Origin of the sequence: Krasilnikovia sp. MM14-A1004 (genome assembly GCF_047159485.1) — a bacterium.
GTDB lineage: Bacteria > Actinomycetota > Actinomycetes > Mycobacteriales > Micromonosporaceae > Actinoplanes.
This window is the reverse complement of sequence record NZ_AP038773.1, coordinates 4,080,657-4,097,324: the sequence shown is the minus strand read 5'-3', so window position 1 is coordinate 4,097,324 and position 16,668 is coordinate 4,080,657. Positions and strand designations below refer to the sequence as shown.

Here is a 16,668-nt window from a genome sequence, read left to right as displayed (position 1 = left end):
TAGGGGGCAACGCCAGGATGATCGACTTGTCCGGTGCCGGGGGTGACGGCATAGCCTTCCCCGGTGACCACGCCAGCCTGGGTCGACCTCGGCGACAAAGCCGGCTCCATCGTGGGCGCCGTGACCAGCGTGGTGTCGCTGGGAATGTCGGTGATGTCGCTGCGGCGGGCGGGACCGTCGGCCCCCGGGCCGCGCGGTCGCGGCTGGCTCCGGCTCGCGGTGGTCCTCTCCGCCCTGTCGATCACCGCCTTCGCGGTGTCGTGGGTGTGGGACCGGCAGCGCCTCGGCCCCATCGCGTTGGGGGCGGGGCTGACCGCCCTCGGGTCGCTGACGGTCGCGGCGGTCCTGCGCGGGCGCGCGCCCAAGACCCTGCCCGAACCGGTACGGGCGCTGCTCGCCGAGCAGCTCGGCCGGGCCGAGCAGCCCCGGTACGACTTCGGGTCGCTGTCCCCGCCGAGCACCCCGCTGATCCACGTGGAGCGGCAGGCCACCACGACGGACCGGCGCGGCCTCGGCGGTCAGGTCCTCACTGTCGCGCAGATGGTACGGACCGCCCGGCACGCCGTGGTGACCGGCGGCCCCGGGGTGGGCAAGTCCACCATGGTCGCCCACCTGGTCTGGGAGGCCGGCTCCTGGTGGCTGACCGCCCGCGCCTGGTCACTTGTGCGGCGCGCCCCGTACGGATCGGTGGTCCCCGTGGTCGTGCAGGCCCGCGCCCTGCTCGGCGCCGACCTGCCGGCCGCGCTCGCGGATACCTGGCAGCACATCCCGGCGGTCGACCGGGACACGTTCACCCGCCCGCCCACCCCGCACACCTCCTGGCTCGTGCTGGTGGACAGCCTCGACGAGGTGGCCGACCCGGCCTGCCGTGCCACCGTGCTGCGCCGGCTCGGCGCCCACCTGGACACCGACCGGGGCCGCAGCCGCATCATCGTGGCCACCCGCCCGCTGGGCGTCGAGGAACTCGGCGACCTGTCGGCGCGCGAGGTGCAGGCGTTCCAGCTGCGGCCGTTCGCCCGCGAGGACGTCGGCCGGTTCGCCGAGCGCTGGTTCACCGTCCGCTCCGGCGGCGGGCTCTACGACCCGGGGGAGGAGGCCGCCCGCTTCCTGTCCCGGATCCGCGCGGCCCGGCTCGAACCCCTGGTGCGGGTGCCGTTGCTGTGCACCATGACCGCCCTCGTCTACGAGGCGGACCGGGACATGCGGCTGCCGACCAGCCGGGCGGAGCTGTACGCGGAGTTCATCGCCCTGCTGCGCCGCGGCCGTCCGGCCGCCGCGGACCAGGACCCGCTGGCGGAATGGCTGGCCGACCACGTCGACGACCTGCTGGCCGTCATGGCCACCGCGGTGTGCCGGGCCGACGACCGCCGGCTCATCGAGGTGGCGACCGAATGGGTACGCGCGAAGGCGCCGGCCGATCTCGCCGCCGGGCCGCAGTCGGGCTGGGTCAATACGGTACGCAGCCAGCTCATCGTCAGTGGACTGTGCTCGGTGCGCAGTACGAACGTCGAGTTCGTGCACCACAGCGTCGCCGAATACCTGGCCGCGGACCCGCGCCTGTCGCTGTTCGACCCGGACGGCTGCCAGGCCGATCTGCTCGATCCGGCCCGCCGCAGTCGCGCGCTCTTCCTGCTGGCCCGCTCCGGCGAGGCCGCCGACCCGCTGGTCGAACGGTTGATCGCCGTCGCGCCGTCGGCCGCGGGATTCATCGTGGCCGACGGCATACCGGTGGCGCCCGCGCTGCGGCGCCGCACCGTCGACGCGCTGCTGGCGGCGTTGCAGACCGACGACACGGGCGCACCGGACTGCCTGGCCGTCCTGGCCGCCCTCGGCACCGACGACGAGATCCGGGCGAGACTCGAACGGGTGACGGCCGACCCGGCGGAGGGCGTCTGGGTGCGCGCGACGGTGGCCGACGCACTCGCCGACCTCGGCTTCGAAGCGGGCACGGCGGCACTGCGGGAGCTGGCCGAGCAGCGTTCGGTCGTCGGACAGTGGGCGGGCGTACGGCTCGCGGCCCGGACCGGGCGCGTCCCGGACCGGCCGAGCCGGCCCGCCGAGGTCGACGACCTGAGCCGGATCGGTCCGCTCGGGCGGCGGGCGCTGGCCGCCGTGGCCGCGGACCGGCGGGCCCCGGCCGCGGACCGGCTGGAGGCCGCCTCGGCGCTGTACCGGCTGCACGACGACACGGGCCGGGACATGCTCCGCGAACTGGTGCGGGATGCGCCGCAGGTGCCCGCGGACGTCCGCCGCCTCGCCGCGATCGCGCTCGACGGCGGCGGCGACCCGATCGGCCGTACGGTGCTGCGCCAGCTGGCCCGGCCCGCCACCGACGCGGCGCCCGTGCCGCCCCGGGTGCGGCGGCAGGCCGCGGTCGCGCTGACCGAACGTGGCGACGCCGCCGGCGCGGACGCGCTGTGGGCCATGGTGGAGGACCGCGACGTGCCGCGGGAGGAGTGGCTGGCCGTCCGGACGGCCCTCGCGGAGATCGGGGAGATGCCCGCCCCGGAGACCGACAACCCGTGGAGCCGGCGCCTGACCCACGGTCCGCTCCGGAGCGTGGTGCCGCTCGTCGCCGCGGCCACGGCGTTGGCTCTCTCCCGCGCCGCTCAGGTGCGATGGGCCGAGGTCGGTGTCCTGGTCGCCGGTGCCGTTGCCCTGTCCGGCCTCGTGATGGTCGTCCTCGCGCGGCGCCGGAGGACACCGGCCCCGTCGGAATCCACCCGGCGGGCGCTGTCGATGCTGGCCGAAGCGGTCACCCGGCAGTGGTCCGCCGAGGCCGCCTCCCGCGACCTGGACCTGCAGCATCTGCAGGTGCGATGGCCCGCCCGCGGGCGGGACCGCCGACAGCCGCCGGCATCCCGGAGGTTCGGATCGACCGCCGACATCGTGGACGCGTTCCAGCGGCTGCCGCGGCGGCACCTGTTGATCCTCGGCGGCCCCGGTGCGGGCAAGACCACGGTGGCGATCGGCATGCTGCTCGGCCTGGCCGAGGTACGGGCGTCCGACGATCCGGTGCCGGTGTTCCTGTGGCTCGCGCGGTGGGACCCCCGCGAGTCCAATCTGGTCGACTGGGTGGCCGGGCAACTGGTCGAGAGCTATCCGTTCCTCGGCCCGTCGGCGAGGGCGCGGGAGCTGGTGGAATCGGGCCGTATCCTGCCGATCCTCGACGGCTTGGACGAGATGCCGGAGGCGTCGCGACATGACGCGGCGTACAAGATCTGGGACCTGGCGAGACGGGGCCTGTCGCTCGTGGTGACCAGCCGGCCGCAGGCCACCAGTCCGGTGCGACGGCTGCCGACGGCCGAGCTGGAACCGTTCTCCGCGGTGGAGATCGTGGCGGGGATGACGCGCGGACTGCCGCCGTCGGTTCAGGACCGGTGGCAGCCGGTGCTCACCGAGATCCACGAGCATCCGGGCGGTTCCCTCGCCCGGGCACTGTCGACACCGCTGCTCGTGTCGCTGGCCCGCACCGTGTACGCCGACGCGGGAAGCAACCCGGTCGAGCTGCTCGATCACTCCCGGTTCGACCGGCCCGCGGCCATCGAGTCCCGGCTGATCGACAGGTTCATCCCCGCCGCGTACCGGCATCACCCGCGCAGCGGGCGGTGGCTGTGGGCGGCCGAGCGCTGGCTGTCCTTCCTCGCCACCGTCCTGGATCAGCAGGGTACGCGCGAATTCGCCTGGTGGCGGCTGCCGGGCGCGGTGCCGCTGACCCAACGCCGACTACTGACCGGATCGGTGCTCGGACTGGCGTGCGGCCTGCCCCTCGCCATGGACGGCGGGGCCGTCCTTCTCCCCCTCGGTTTCGGGGTGGGGATGATGGTGGCCTCCCTCGGAGTGCGCGACTCCCCGCCGCTGACCGTGTCCCGGTTTGTTTCCACGCACGACTTCGCCACCGGCCTGCGCCGGGAACGCAGACGCGCGTGGGGCCTGGCGGCGGGATTCGCCGGTGCCGTCGTCGCGGCGTACGCGCTGCTCGGAAGCTATCGCGACGGTCTGGGCGTCGCCGCCATGTGCATGGCCTTCGCGCTGGTGCAGTCCACCTGGGGGCAGTGGCTGATGGCCCGTGTGGTGCTGGCCGCGGCCGGGCGACTGCCGTGGCGCCTCGTCCACTTCCTGGCCGACGCCGCCGACCGCGGCGTGCTCCGCGAGGCCGGCCCCTTCTACCGGTTCCGCCACTTCCGGCTCCAGGAACGGCTCAGCCGCCGGTGGGAGAAACCCCGACGGTGAGCCGGCACGATCCCATTCGGGCGGTGTGCGGAGAGCCGATGCACGGTCCGGACCCGGCCGCCCGGCGCCCCGTTCACGGATCCTGGATGGTGGCCAGGTCGGCCAGGCCCGCGATGGTCAGCACCGGGCCGAGCAACGGGGTGGCCAGCAGCCGGACGTGCTCGACGTACGGGAACAGCGCGGCCAGTCCGGCGCTGTCGAGGTACTCCACCCCGGTGAGGTCGACGACGAACGAACCGCCGTCGACGCCCCGGCGGGCCTGCGCCAGAGCGCGGGAGAACGCGTCGGCGTTGCTCATGTCGATCTCGCCGGTGGCGGTGACGACGAGAGTGCCGTCCGGGCGGCGTCCCGTGGCCAGGCTCAGAGCGGCGCTCATCCGGCGATCCTCGCATGCAGACCGACGATGGTGCCGGTGACACCGGTCGTGACGGTCACCCGGGTCATCAGCGCCCGCATGATGGTGAGTCCCCGTCCCCGGTGCGGGTCGCCGGCCGGCTGATCTGCCTTCCAGCGACCGCTGTCGGCGATGGTCAGGTGCAGCTCGTCGGCGGTGGCGGCGGCATGCAACCGGATGTGTCCGCCCGGCAGGTGGCGGTGGCCGTGCTCGATGGCGTTGGCGCACGCCTCGCCCGCGGCGACGAGGACGTTCTGCGCGGTGGTGGTGTCGACGCCGCACCGGGCGAGCCAGCCGCGCAGCGCCGCCCGGACTCCGGCGAGGCGGCCGGCTTCGGCGGGGAAGTCGAGTTCGAGCGGGCCGGGATGCCGGTACAGGAGAAGCGCCACGTCGTCCTGGTACCCACCCGGGGGCGCCATGTCCCGCATCAATCCGGTGGCGAGATCCTCCAGATTCGCGGAGCGTCCCTGCTGGACCGTGCCGGTGACGCGGTCGATGCCGGCCGTCAACGGTTGGCGGCGCCGTTCGATCAGGCCGTCGGTGTACAGCAGCAGGGTGGCGCGGCTGGGCATGGCGTACTGGGCATCGGGGCGCCGGGTGTCGCAGCGCACCCCCAGCGGACGGGACCGGCCCTGGTCGAGCAGGTCGACGGTGCCGTCGGGGTGGGTGACGACGGCGGGTGGATGGCCGGCGCTGGCGTAGCACAGGGAGCCGGTGTCCGGGTCGAGCACGCCGCAGAAGACGGTGGCGCACATGGCGCCGGGCAGCTGGGTGGCGAAACGGTCGAGGGCCGTCAGCGTCTGCGCGGGATCGGTGTTCTGCAGCAACAGGGCGCGGCACGCGCTGCGCAGCTGACCCATCACCGTGGCGGCCGGCAGGCCGTGGCCGACGCAGTCGCCGACGACGATGCCGATACGCCCGTCGGCCAGTGGGAAGGTGTCGTACCAGTCGCCGCCGACCTTCAGCGGCCGGGTCGCCGGTGCGTAGCGCACAGCGAAGCCGGCCGGCAGCTGGGCCGGGCCGAGGATGGCGCGCTGCAGGGCCAGCGCGGTCTCGCGTTGCTGGTCGAGCTGGTGCATCCGGCGCAAGCCCTGGCCGAGGTGCCCGGCCAGTACGGCCAGCAACGTCTGGTCCTGCTCGGTGAACGGCCGGTTCTCCGCCAGGTCGATCCACAGCACCATGGTGCCGTCCGGGTGCTCCAGCGCGACCCCGGCTCCACCGGGCTGATCGGCGACCGGGGTGAGCAGCGGCTTGTCCCGCAACGCGGTCACGGCCTGCTGACGCTGCTCGGTCAGCGTGCCCCAGCGCGTCTCCGGGCCGGAGGCGATCACCGCGGGCGGGCCGGAACCGTCGAACACCGTCGCGAACACCCGCGTCGCCCGCCACAGCTCCTGCAGCATGGGCAGCACCCCGCGCAGCGCCCCGGTGAGGCTCTCCGCCTGGGACAGGCGGACACTCAGGGCCGCCAGGGCGCTCTCCCGCTGCACGGCGTAGTGCTCGGCGGTGACGTCGCGCAGCGTGCCGACGATGACGCGCCGCCCGGTCTCCGGGTCGTCGACCTGGTTGAAGGCCGCCGCGACCCACAGCCGGTGGCCGTCCCGATGCGTCACGGGAATCGTGTAGGCGCCGTGGGGTCGTTCGACGAGCGCCGTGAAGGCCTCGGCCGCCTGCTGGTATCCCTCGGGATCGGCTGCCGGGTCGGGCCACCACGGGTGCACCGGCGGGTAGGGCAGGTCCGCGGGTCCGTACCCGAGGATGTCGTCGAACGTGGAGTTCGTCTCGATGACCGTGCCGTCCTCGTCGCAAACGAAGAACGCCTCCTGCAGGGAGTCGATCAGGGCGGTGCGCCATCGGGCGTGGTGGTTGCGCAGCCGGGCCAGTTCCACGTTCGCGCGTACCCGGGCCAGCAGCTCGGCCGACGAGAACGGCTTGACCAGGTAGTCGTCGGCACCGGCCTCCAGGCCCTCGATGGAGGCCTCCTGCCCGGCCCGCGCCGACAGCAACAGGACGGGCGTGCCCGCCGTCCGCGGATCGGCGCGCAGCGCCCCGACCAGCTCCAGGCCGTCGAGGCGCGGCATCATCACGTCACTGACGATCAGGTCGGGGACCTTCCGGCGTGCCGCCTCCAGGGCGGACTGCCCGTTGTCGACGGCCTGGACCCGGTGACCCGCGGACCGCAGGAGCCGGGTGAGGTAGTCGCGCATGTCCGCGTTGTCGTCGGCGACCAGCACCCGGGCCCCGGCACCGGCCCGGCTCACCCGGGCCTCGGGCCCGGCGCCCGGGACCTCGGTCTCCGGGTCGGCGGGCACCCAGCGCAGAGCCTCCTGGACGAACGGCTCCACGGTCGCCGACACCGTGGCGGTGCTGCCCGGTTTCGCCAACGCGTCGGCCGGGAGATGGCCGGTGCCGAACGGCAGGCCGATGACGAACGTCGTGCCCCGGCCGACGGCGCTGGTCGCGGTGATGGTGCCGCGGTGCAACTCGACGAGTTCCTTGACCAGGGCCAGGCCGATGCCGCTGCCCTCGTTGGAGCGGGACCTGGCGTCCTCGATGCGGTGGAACCGTTCGAACAGCCGCGGCATCTCCTGCTGCGGCACGCCCACGCCCGTGTCGGCCACCGTGACCTCCGCCCGGTCACCCCGGGCCCCTACGGCGACCCGTACGCCGCCGGTGAAGGTGAACTTCAGCGCGTTGCTGAGCAGGTTGAGGATCACCTTCTCCCACATGCCGCGGTCGACGTACACCGGCCGGCCCAGCGGCGGACAGTCCACCTCGAACGTCAGCCCGGCGCGTTCCAGCGCGGAGCGGAAGACACTGGCGAGTTCCGCGGTCGCGGCCGCCAGGTCCACCGGCTCGTAGCGGGCCTGCATGCGGCCGGCCTCGATGCGCGAGAAGTCGAGCAGGCTGTTGACGAGTTTGCCGAGCCGCAGCGCGTTGCGGTGCACGACGTCGAGCTCGGCGCGGACCACCTCGTCGGGGTCCCGGCGGGCCCGCAGCTCCTCCACCGGTCCCATGATCAACGTGAGGGGCGTGCGGAACTCGTGGCTGATGTTGGAGAAGAACGCCGTCTTCGCCCGGTCCAGCTCGGCCAGTTCCTCCGCCCGGCGCTGCTGGGCCGCGTAGCTGCGCGCGCTGGCGATCCCGGCGGCGACGTGCCCGGCGGCCAGTTCCACGAACCCCTGGTACTTGTCGTCCAGGACCCGGTACCGGTTGAGTCCGGCCACCATGAAGCCGTACGGCGTGCCGCCCTGCTGCAGTAACGGCACCAGCAGCGCCTGCGTCGGCGGCTGCGGCCAGTCCCCGGACGGTAACCCCAGCGCGCCGCCGTCGAGGGCGGCCAGCGCCACCTCGCCGCGGGCCGGCGCCGCCGTCGGCCACACCGGTGACCCACCGGCCGCCAGCTCCGCAGGTGCGGCCGGATGGCCGGCCGGCATGCCCGTCGCACCCGCCAGGCGGGCGCCGTCGCCGTCGAACAGGTACGTCAGGGTGAACGGCAGGTCCCGCTGGTTGCGGCCGAGCTGCGCACCGGCGAACGCCAGCACCTGCTGTTCCGTACGGATCGCGCTGGGATCGGAGCCGAGGTCCCGCAGCGTCGCCATCCGCCGCTCGCCGATGATGCGCTCGGTGTCCTCGCTGACCACGCAGAGCATGCCGACCAGCGCGCCGTCGTCGTCGCGCAGCGGACTGTAGGAGAACGTGTGGTAGGTCTCCTCCGTGTATCCGGAGCGTTCCAGGAACAGCAGCAGCGCCTCGTCCCAGGTCGCCTCGCCGGTGGAGAGCACGGTGTCGATGCGCGGGCCGATGTCGTCCCAGATCTCCGCCCACACCTCGCTCGCCGGACGGCCGAGGGCCCACGGATACTTGCGGCCCAGGGTGTCGCGGCGGTAGGCGGCGTTGCAGAAGAACGTCAGTTGCGGGCCCCACGCCATCCACATCGGAAACCGGGACGACAGGAGGATGCTGACCGCGGTCCGCAGGCTCTGCGGCCACGCCGACGCCGAGCCGAGCGGCGTCGCCTCCCAGGAGACCGCGGCGAGGTCCCGGCCGACATCGCCCCCGACGGCGAAGACCTCGGCGGCGGTGGATGCCCGCGGCCGGTGCTCATCCTCGATCATGATCGGTGTTCTTCTCGCTCGTCACCGGCTCTCAGCAAGCCCTCCCACCTGCGCAATGTCGGACATCAACGGCTTACCGAACAATACGCGGCCGGCTCGCAGACCCCCCAATTCCGGGCGACGGGCCGACGACAGCCTTTCCCGGGGTGGCCGGGATTCAAACAGGCGGGGACGGGCGTGACCGCATCGATGTGCCGGTCACAGCAGGTCGAGGGCCGCGCCGACGATGCTGTCGGTGTCGAGTCCGTGGTGCCGGTACACCGACTCCAGGTCGCCGGACTGCCCGAACGTCGTCACGCCGAGGTGGGTGGCCCGGACCTGACGGATGCCGGCCAGGAACGCCAGCGTGTGCGGATGACCATCGAGCACCGTGACCAGCGGTGACGACCGGCGGGCCGGGAAAGCGGCATCCAGGATCCACGTCTCGGTGGCCGCCGTACGGGCCGGCCGCCCGGCACGGGCCTGGACGGCGTCGAAGAGCAGTCCCGGGCTGGTGACGCAGACGACGTCGACCGCCGTGCCCAGCGACTCCAGCCGGTCGGCGGCCTGCAGCGCCTCGGGGACGACCGCGCCCATCGCGGCGATGGTGAGCGCCGGCGTCCCGGCGGGGGAGCGGCGCAGCGGGTACGCCCCGGCGACGACCTGCTTGCGGCGCCGCTCACGGGCGGCGGGGTCGGCGGGCACCGCGGCGAGCGTCTGATCGACCGGGCGCGTGGACAACCGCAGGTACGCCGAAATGCCGTCGGGCCGCCCCAGCCGGGCCATCGACGCGAGCAGGGTCCACTCGACGTCGATCGCGAACGCCGGTTCGTAGCTGATGCAGGCGGGCTGTTCGAGTCCGACCGACGGCGTGGTGATCGACTGGTGCGCGCCGCCCTCCGGTGCCAGCGCCACGCCCGACGGGGTCCCGACGAGGATCGACTGCCCCCCGGCATAGAGCCCGTAGGACCACGGTTCCAGGGCCCGCTGGACGAACGGGTCGTACAGGACGCCGATGGGCAGCAGCGGCTGTCCCCACCGCGACCACGTCGCGCCCAGCTCGCCGAGCAGGCCGACCAGGTTGACCTCGGCGATGCCGAGTTCGAGGTGCTGGCCGTGGGGATGCTCGCGCCAGTGCAGGATCGTCTCGGGGTCGTCGTTGAACCAGTCCTGCCGTGCGGTCTGCGACCAGACGCCGACCTTGTTCACCCATCCGGCGAGGTTGGTCGACGAGGAGACGTCCGGGGACAGGGTCACCACGCGGCCGGCCACCCCGGGCGCGGCCCGGGTGAGATCCAGCAGCGCCCGGCCGAGGGCGGCCTGGGTCGTCGCCCGGCCCGACGGCGTGCGCCCGATGTCGGTCGGCACGGCGCCGACCGCGGAGGTGCGTACCGGTTCCCGGTGCAGGCTCGCGGCCCGGCGCGCGCACAGCTCGGCGGCCCCGCTGTCGGCCGGGAACCGCTGCCACGGCGCGTCCAGCGTCATGCCGGACCGGGCGGCGAGTTCATTCATCTGGTCCTCGGACAGCAGCGAGGAATGGTTCTGCGGGTGTCCCTCGGTGGCCAGCCCGTAGCCCTTCACCGTGTACGCGAAGATCACCGTGGGGCGGGTGTCGTCGATGCCGCGGAACGCCTCGTCGAGCGCCGCCAGGTCGTGGCCGCCGAGGTTGCGGATCGCGTGGTGGAGCTGGGCGTCGTCGAGGGTGCCGACGAGCGCCCGCAGCTCGTCGCTGTCGGGCAGCCGCTCGCGCAGCTGGGTCGCGGAACAGCGCAGCAGCCGCTGGTACTCCGGGTTGGTCATCTCGTCGATACGCCGCCGCAGCTGCTCCCCGCCCGGCAGAGCGAACAGGTCGGTGAGCTGCCGCCCGTACTTGACGGTGAGCACCTGCCAGCCGGCAGCGGCGAACATGCCCTGCAGCCGGGTCGCGCCGATGTTGGGCACCACGCGATCGAGCGACTGCCGGTTCATGTCGACGATCCAGCAGATCTCGCCGAGCTCGGCGACCATCGGGTCGAGGATCGCCTCCCACACCGCGCCCTCGTCGAGTTCCGCGTCGCCGACCAGCGAGTACTGGCGCCCGGTCCCGGCACCGCCCGCGTGCGACTCGACGTAGCGGCGCGACAGCGCACCCCAGATCGGCGCGGTGGCACCGATGCCGACCGACCCGGTCGAGTAGTCCACCGGGTCGGGGTCCTTCGCCCGCGAGGGGTAGCTCTGCAGGCCGCCGAAGGACCGCAGCCGGGTCAGGTACGACTCGTCCAGCGCGCCGAGCAGGAAGTTGATGGCGTGCAGGACCGGCGACGCGTGCGGCTTCACGGACACCCGGTCCTCGGCGCGCAGGTGCTGGAACCACAGCGTCGTCATGATCGTCGCCATCGACGCCGAGGACGCCTGGTGGCCCCCGACCTTCAGGCCGGTCGGGTTGGGCCGTACCCGGTTGGCGTGGTCGACGATCGCGGTCGACAGCCAGAGCACCCGCTGCTCGATCTCCCGCAGGACGTCGGTGTGGTCACCCTGCCTGGTCCCGCCCGGCGTGGACGGGGAGCCGGCGGTCGTCGCGAGGTTGCGGTCGCTCATGGGTGCCCTTCCGACGGCGATGGCGGTGTGGCGGACGTGACGTTGGCGGGCCGGTGCTGCGCCGGTCCCGGTGTGTCAGGGTAGGCGGGCGCTCGCGGCCGACCGACGTCAGCCCCTGAGGAAGCGTTCAGGAGCGTGGCCTGGGGGAAGCACCGCATGAGCATGGTGTCGGCGTTCGTGCCGATCTGGATCCTGACCGCCGTCGGCTACGCGGCCCGCCGCTGGGGGCTGCTGGGCGAGGCGGCGACCGCGGTGCTCGGCCGGTTCGTCTTCCACCTGGCGATGCCGTCCGCCCTGTTCCTGACGCTGTCCCGGATGCCGCTGTCCGGATTCCTCGGCCTGCCGCTGCTCGCTTTCGCGATCAGTTCGGCCACGGTCGTCGGATTCGGGTGGCTGGGCGCCAGCCGGTTGTTCGGCCGTAAGCCCGATGAACGGCCGATCTGGGGCATGGCCGCCGGATACGTCAACTCGGCGAATCTCGGAATCCCGATCGCGACGCAGATCCTCGGGAACGTGTCGTTCCTGGCCGAGGTCGTGCTGCTGAACGTCCTGGTGATGACGCCGGTCATCCTGGGCGCCCTCGACCGTCGCCGCGACCCGGCCGGGCGGATCCGGATCCGCCACCTCACCACATTGCCGGTACGCAACCCGGTGATCCTCGCGTCGCTGCTCGGCATCGCCTGCTCGGCGGCCGGCCTGCACCCGCCGCAGGTGCTCGGCGCCGCACTCACGCTGCTGTCGGGCGCCGCCGTGCCGACCGCCCTGATCGCGCTGGGCACCTCGCTGCACGGCGCGGACGCGTCGCGGGTCGAGCCGGCCGAGCTGGCCGTGATCACCGTGCTGAAGCTCGTCGCCCAACCACTGGTCGCCTGGGCGGCCGGGCTGGCGCTGCACCTGTCCGGACCGGAACTGCTCGCCGTGGTGGTGTGCGCGGGCCTGCCGACCGCGCAGAACACGTTCATCTACGCCCAGGAGTACGGCGCCGGCGAGGCGGTGGCCTCCCGGGCGGTGGTGGTGACCACGACGCTGTCGCTGGCCACCCTCGCCGCGGCGGCGACGATGCTCGGCTGAGCCCGCCCGGCGCCGCTCCTAGCGGGCCGCGACGAACAGGCCCTGCGTGGCCCGGCCGAGGCCGCCCGACTCGTCGTGCAGCGCCGTGTCGGCGAGCCCGATGCCGTCGGCGTCGACGGCGGTACGCGCGTCCAGGCAGACCCACTCGCCCGCCGGGTAGCGGTGCAGGTGCACGTTGAGGTCCGCGTTGACGAACAGATGGGTACGGATGTCCAGCACGCCGCTGACCCCGTTGCCCGAGTCGGCGGCGACCAGCACCCGCGTCAGCGGGCTCGGGGTCTCACCGTCCACCAGGGGCACCCGCATCCGCAGCCAGCACGTCGCCGGACCCGGTTCGAGGAACGATCCTGCCGCGAACCGGGTCTCCATCGCCGTGTGGTAACCCTCGTCGTACGGCAGGGGGAACGGCTGCTCCCGCGCCGTTTCCGGACCGGGCGGCGGTGCGACGCCCGGCACGCCGGGAGCGGCCCCGTCGGCCGTACGGATCAGCACCGCGGTCGCCCGCATGGCGGCCGGGCCGCCGTCGGGGGTCAGTTCCGCCTCGACCACCTCCACGCTGCGGCCCGAACGCACCACGCGGGTGCTGACCGTCAGCGGGCCGATGGGCACCGGCCGGGCGATGTCGAACGTGATCCGCACGACCCGGCTGTCGGCGCGGGCGCCGGGGCGGCACTCGACCGCGCGGCCGATGAGCGCGGCCGGCGGGCCGGCGTGCTGCGACCGGGCATCCCACGGCCCGCGGGTGAGCGGGGTTGCCTCGAACCGGTCCTCGGCCACCTGGCGATAGAACGACACGACGAGATCCTACCGGCGGGTAGTTTCAGCGCAGGTGTCCCACGAGCAGGTCCCGCGTCGCTTCGAGGTGGGCGCGCATGGCCGCCTCGGCGGCCGCGCCGTCGCGGGCCAGGACCGCCGCGACCACCGGCTCGTGCTCGGCGTGGATGTCGGGCAGGGTGCGGCCGCTGGCGGTGCTCGGCGGGCCGAGCAGTGCGGTGGTGGTGCGCAGCCGCTCGACGATGGCGGCGGTGCGGGGCCGGCCCGCGGTACGCAGCAGCAGGTCGTGCAGGGCCCGGTCGGCGGGCCAGAAGGAGGCGTCGTCGCCGCGGGCGGCCGCGGCCGCCATGGTCTCCAGTGCCGTGCGGATGCTGCCGTGCTGCGCGTCGGTGCCGCGCTCGGCCGCATGGCGTGCGGCGGGCGGTTCGAGGGTGAGACGGATGCCGATGATCTCCTCGATGTCGTGGGCGCTCGGCGGAAGGACGCGGAAGCCGCGGTTGCGGTGGATCTCGATGAGTCCCGCTTCCGCGAGGCGCAGCAGGCCCTCCCGCGCGGGGCTGCGCGAGACCCCGAGCAGGTCCGCCAGCTGGTAGACGGAGTACGTCGTGTCCGGCACCAGCTCGCCGGCGGCGACCCCGTCCCGGACGGCCTGGGCGACGGCGTCGGCGAGGGATCGCGCATCCGGCGGCAGGGCGAGCTCGGGCATGAGTAACATGTTACTCATGAGCGAGCAGTCGACCGGCGTGGTGGAGCACCTGCGCACCGCGGGGCTCGAGGTCCGATCCGACGCCGGCACCCTCGGGATGTACGCCTCCGACGCCTCGCTGTACCGGATCCCCCCGCTGGCCGTGGTGCGCCCCCGGCACGTCGACGAGGTCGCCGCGGCGCTCGCCGTCGCCCGCGAGACGGGCGTACCGGTGACCTCCCGGGGCGCCGGGACGTCGGTGGCCGGCAACGCCGTCGGCCGGGGCATCGTGCTCGACTTCTCCCGCCACCTGAACCGCGTACTCGACGTCGACCCTGCCGCGCGCACCGCGGTGGTCGAGCCCGGCACCGTGCACGCCGTCCTGCAGAAGGCCGTCATGCCGCACGGCGTCCGCTTCGGGCCGGACCCGTCCACCCATCCGCGCTGCACCATCGGCGGGATGATCGGCAACAACGCCTGCGGCTCGCGGTCGCTGGCGTACGGCCGCACCTCCGACAACGTGGCGGGGCTGGAGTTGCTGACCGCGGCGGGGGAGCGGATCACCACCGGCTACGACGACACGGGCGCCGCAGTCGCGTACGGTGCCGAGCCCGTGCTCGCCGGTCTGCGCGACGTGGTCGGCGCGCACCTGGCCGCCGCCCGCACCGAATTCGACCGGTTCGGGCGCCAGGTGTCCGGCTACGCCGTGCAGCACCTGCTGCCCGAGCGATTCGACCTCACCAGGGCGCTGGTCGGCTCGGAGGGCACCCTGGCCGTCATCACGCGGGCGACAGTCAAGCTCGTCGTCGACGCCCCGGCCCGGGTCGTCGTCGTGCTCGGCTTCCGCGACATCATCGCGGCCGGCGAGGCCGCCCCGGCCGTGGTCGCGCACGGACCGACCTCCTGCGAGGGTCTCGACTCGCGGCTGCTCGACGTGCTGCGCGCCCGCCGCGGCCCGGACGCGGTTCCGCCGCTGCCGCGCGGCGGGGCCTGGCTCTTCGTCGAGCTGGCCGGCGACGATCCCGGCGAGGTGCTCGCGCGGGCGCGGACGCTGGCGGCCGACGGCATCGGCGACGACACCCTGGTCGTCCCGGAAACCGCCGCCCAGGCCCGGCTGTGGCGCATCCGCGAGGACGGCGCGGGCCTGGCGGGCCGCGCCCCGTCCGACAAGCCCGCCTGGCCGGGCTGGGAGGACGCCGCCGTACCACCGGAGAAACTGGGTGCCTACCTGGCACGCTTCGACGACCTCGTCTCCTCGTACGGCATGACCTCCGCCCCGTTCGGGCACTTCGGCGACGGCTGCATGCACGTACGGCTCGACTACCCGCTCGACCAGCCCGGCGGCACGACGGTGCTGCGCGAGTTCCTCACCGACGCGGCGACGCTCGTGGGTGAGTTCGGCGGATCGCTGTCCGGCGAACACGGCGACGGCCGCGCCCGCTCGGAGCTGCTGCCGCACATGTACTCCGCGGACGCCATCGCCCTGTTCGCCGGGATCAAGCACGCCTTCGACCCCGGCAACCTGCTCAATCCGGGGGTGCTGGTCGGCCCGGACCCGGTCGACGCCGACGTCCGGCCCGCCGGGCGCTTCCCGCTGAAGCACCTCGCCTTGGCGTACCCGCACGACGGCGGCGACCTCGGCCAGGCCGTGCACCGCTGCACCGGCGTCGGCAAGTGCCGCGCCGACAACTCCGCCGCGGGCGGCGTGATGTGTCCGTCCTATCTGGCCACCCGCGAGGAGAAGGACTCCACCCGCGGGCGTGCCCGGGTCCTGCAGGAGGTGGTGCGCGGCGAACTGCCGTGGTCGCACCCGTCGGTCCACGACGCGATGGACCTGTGCCTGTCCTGCAAGGGCTGCGCCTCCGACTGCCCGACCGGCATCGACATGGCCACCTACAAGTCCGAGGTGCTGCACCAGACCTACCGGGGCCGACTGCGGCCGCGCGCGCACTACACGCTCGGCAGGTTGCCGTTCTGGGCGCGCCTGGCCGGGTGGACGCCCCGGCTGGCGAACGCGGCCGTCCGGCTGCCCGGCCTCGGCGGCCTCGCGCTCTGGCTGGCCGGGGTCGACAAGCGCCGTGCCGTTCCGGCCTTCGCGCGGCGCCCGTTCCGGCGCACGTTCACACCGGCGACGGCCGAGGGCCGTACGCCGGTGGTGCTGTTCGCCGATTCCTTCTCCGACGCCTTCTCACCCGAGGTCGCCGACGCCACCGTACGTGTGCTGCGCGCCGCCGGCTACGAACCGCGACTGCCGTCCGGGTCGGTCTGCTGCGGTCTCACCTGGATCACCACCGGCCAGCTCGACTCCGCAAAGAAGATCCTTTCGCGTACGGTCGCCGCGCTCGCCGCCGACGCCCGGGCCGGCGTCCCCATCGTCGGCATCGAGCCGTCCTGCCTGGCGGTGCTGCGCTCCGACGTCCACGAACTGCTGCCCGGCAACGCCGACGCCGCACTGGTCGCCGGGTCGGTGCGCACCCTCGCCGAACTGCTCACCACGACACCGGGCTGGGCCCCGCCCGATCTGTCCGATGTCGAGGTGGTCGCCCAGCCGCACTGCCACCACCACGCCGTCCTCGGCTGGAAGGCCGACGCCGACCTGCTCGCCACCGCGGGCGCCCGGGTACGGCGGCTGGCGGGCTGCTGCGGCCTGGCCGGCAACTTCGGCGTCGAACGCGGCCACTACGAGGTCTCGGTGGCCGTCGCCGGGCACGACCTGCTGCCCGCGCTCGATGCCGCCCCCGACGCGGTCGTGCTCGCCGACGGCTTCTCCTGCCGGACCCAGGTCGCCGACCTTCGGGACCGCACGGCCCTGCACCTGGCCCAGCTGCTCGACCGCTGAG

The 16,668-nt window shown here is 73.8% G+C and carries 8 protein-coding genes; 3 read left to right on the top strand and 5 right to left on the bottom strand.

What is annotated here, in order from left to right; genetic code table 11:
* Nucleotides 1-63 precede the first annotated feature (63 nt).
* Nucleotides 64-4,233: an NACHT domain-containing protein gene (locus tag ACMCNN_RS17690; protein ID WP_412741606.1), complete on the top strand. Its 4,170-nt coding sequence runs from the start codon at nt 64-66 to the stop codon at nt 4,231-4,233.
* Between the two features lie 73 nt (nt 4,234-4,306).
* On the opposite strand, the gene ACMCNN_RS17685 is transcribed toward ACMCNN_RS17690, so the two are convergent.
* The 3 genes from ACMCNN_RS17685 to ACMCNN_RS17675 form a co-directional block, all read right to left on the bottom strand.
* Nucleotides 4,307-4,609 carry an STAS domain-containing protein gene (locus ACMCNN_RS17685; RefSeq protein ID WP_412741605.1) on the bottom strand — a complete coding sequence of 101 codons (303 nt, stop codon included), beginning with the start codon at nt 4,607-4,609 and terminating at the stop codon, nt 4,307-4,309.
* A complete protein-coding gene (locus tag ACMCNN_RS17680) occupies nt 4,606-8,742 on the bottom strand; it encodes a SpoIIE family protein phosphatase (RefSeq protein WP_412741604.1) in 4,137 nt (1,378 codons plus the stop codon). The genes ACMCNN_RS17685 and ACMCNN_RS17680 overlap by 4 nt, the downstream gene beginning before the upstream one ends.
* A 198-nt stretch (nt 8,743-8,940) precedes the next feature.
* Complete coding sequence (locus tag ACMCNN_RS17675) at nt 8,941-11,298, bottom strand: transketolase-like TK C-terminal-containing protein (RefSeq protein WP_412741603.1); 2,358 nt, start codon at nt 11,296-11,298, stop codon at nt 8,941-8,943.
* Nucleotides 11,299-11,454: 156 nt separating this feature from the next.
* On the opposite strand from ACMCNN_RS17675, the gene ACMCNN_RS17670 reads away from it, so the two are divergent.
* Complete coding sequence (locus ACMCNN_RS17670) at nt 11,455-12,369, top strand: AEC family transporter (RefSeq protein WP_412741602.1); 915 nt, start codon at nt 11,455-11,457, stop codon at nt 12,367-12,369.
* Between the two features lie 18 nt (nt 12,370-12,387).
* On the opposite strand, the gene ACMCNN_RS17665 is transcribed toward ACMCNN_RS17670, so the two are convergent.
* Complete coding sequence (locus tag ACMCNN_RS17665) at nt 12,388-13,164, bottom strand: thioesterase family protein (RefSeq protein WP_412741601.1); 777 nt, start codon at nt 13,162-13,164, stop codon at nt 12,388-12,390.
* Between the two features lie 25 nt (nt 13,165-13,189).
* Nucleotides 13,190-13,849 (bottom strand): GntR family transcriptional regulator, encoded by a 660-nt coding sequence (locus ACMCNN_RS17660; RefSeq protein ID WP_412741600.1) that lies wholly within the window; start codon nt 13,847-13,849, stop codon nt 13,190-13,192.
* A 16-nt stretch (nt 13,850-13,865) separates the two neighbouring features.
* Between ACMCNN_RS17660 and ACMCNN_RS17655 the strand changes: the two genes are divergently transcribed.
* Nucleotides 13,866-16,667: an FAD-binding and (Fe-S)-binding domain-containing protein gene (locus ACMCNN_RS17655; RefSeq protein ID WP_412741599.1), complete on the top strand. Its 2,802-nt coding sequence runs from the start codon at nt 13,866-13,868 to the stop codon at nt 16,665-16,667.
* Nucleotide 16,668 lies beyond the last annotated feature (1 nt).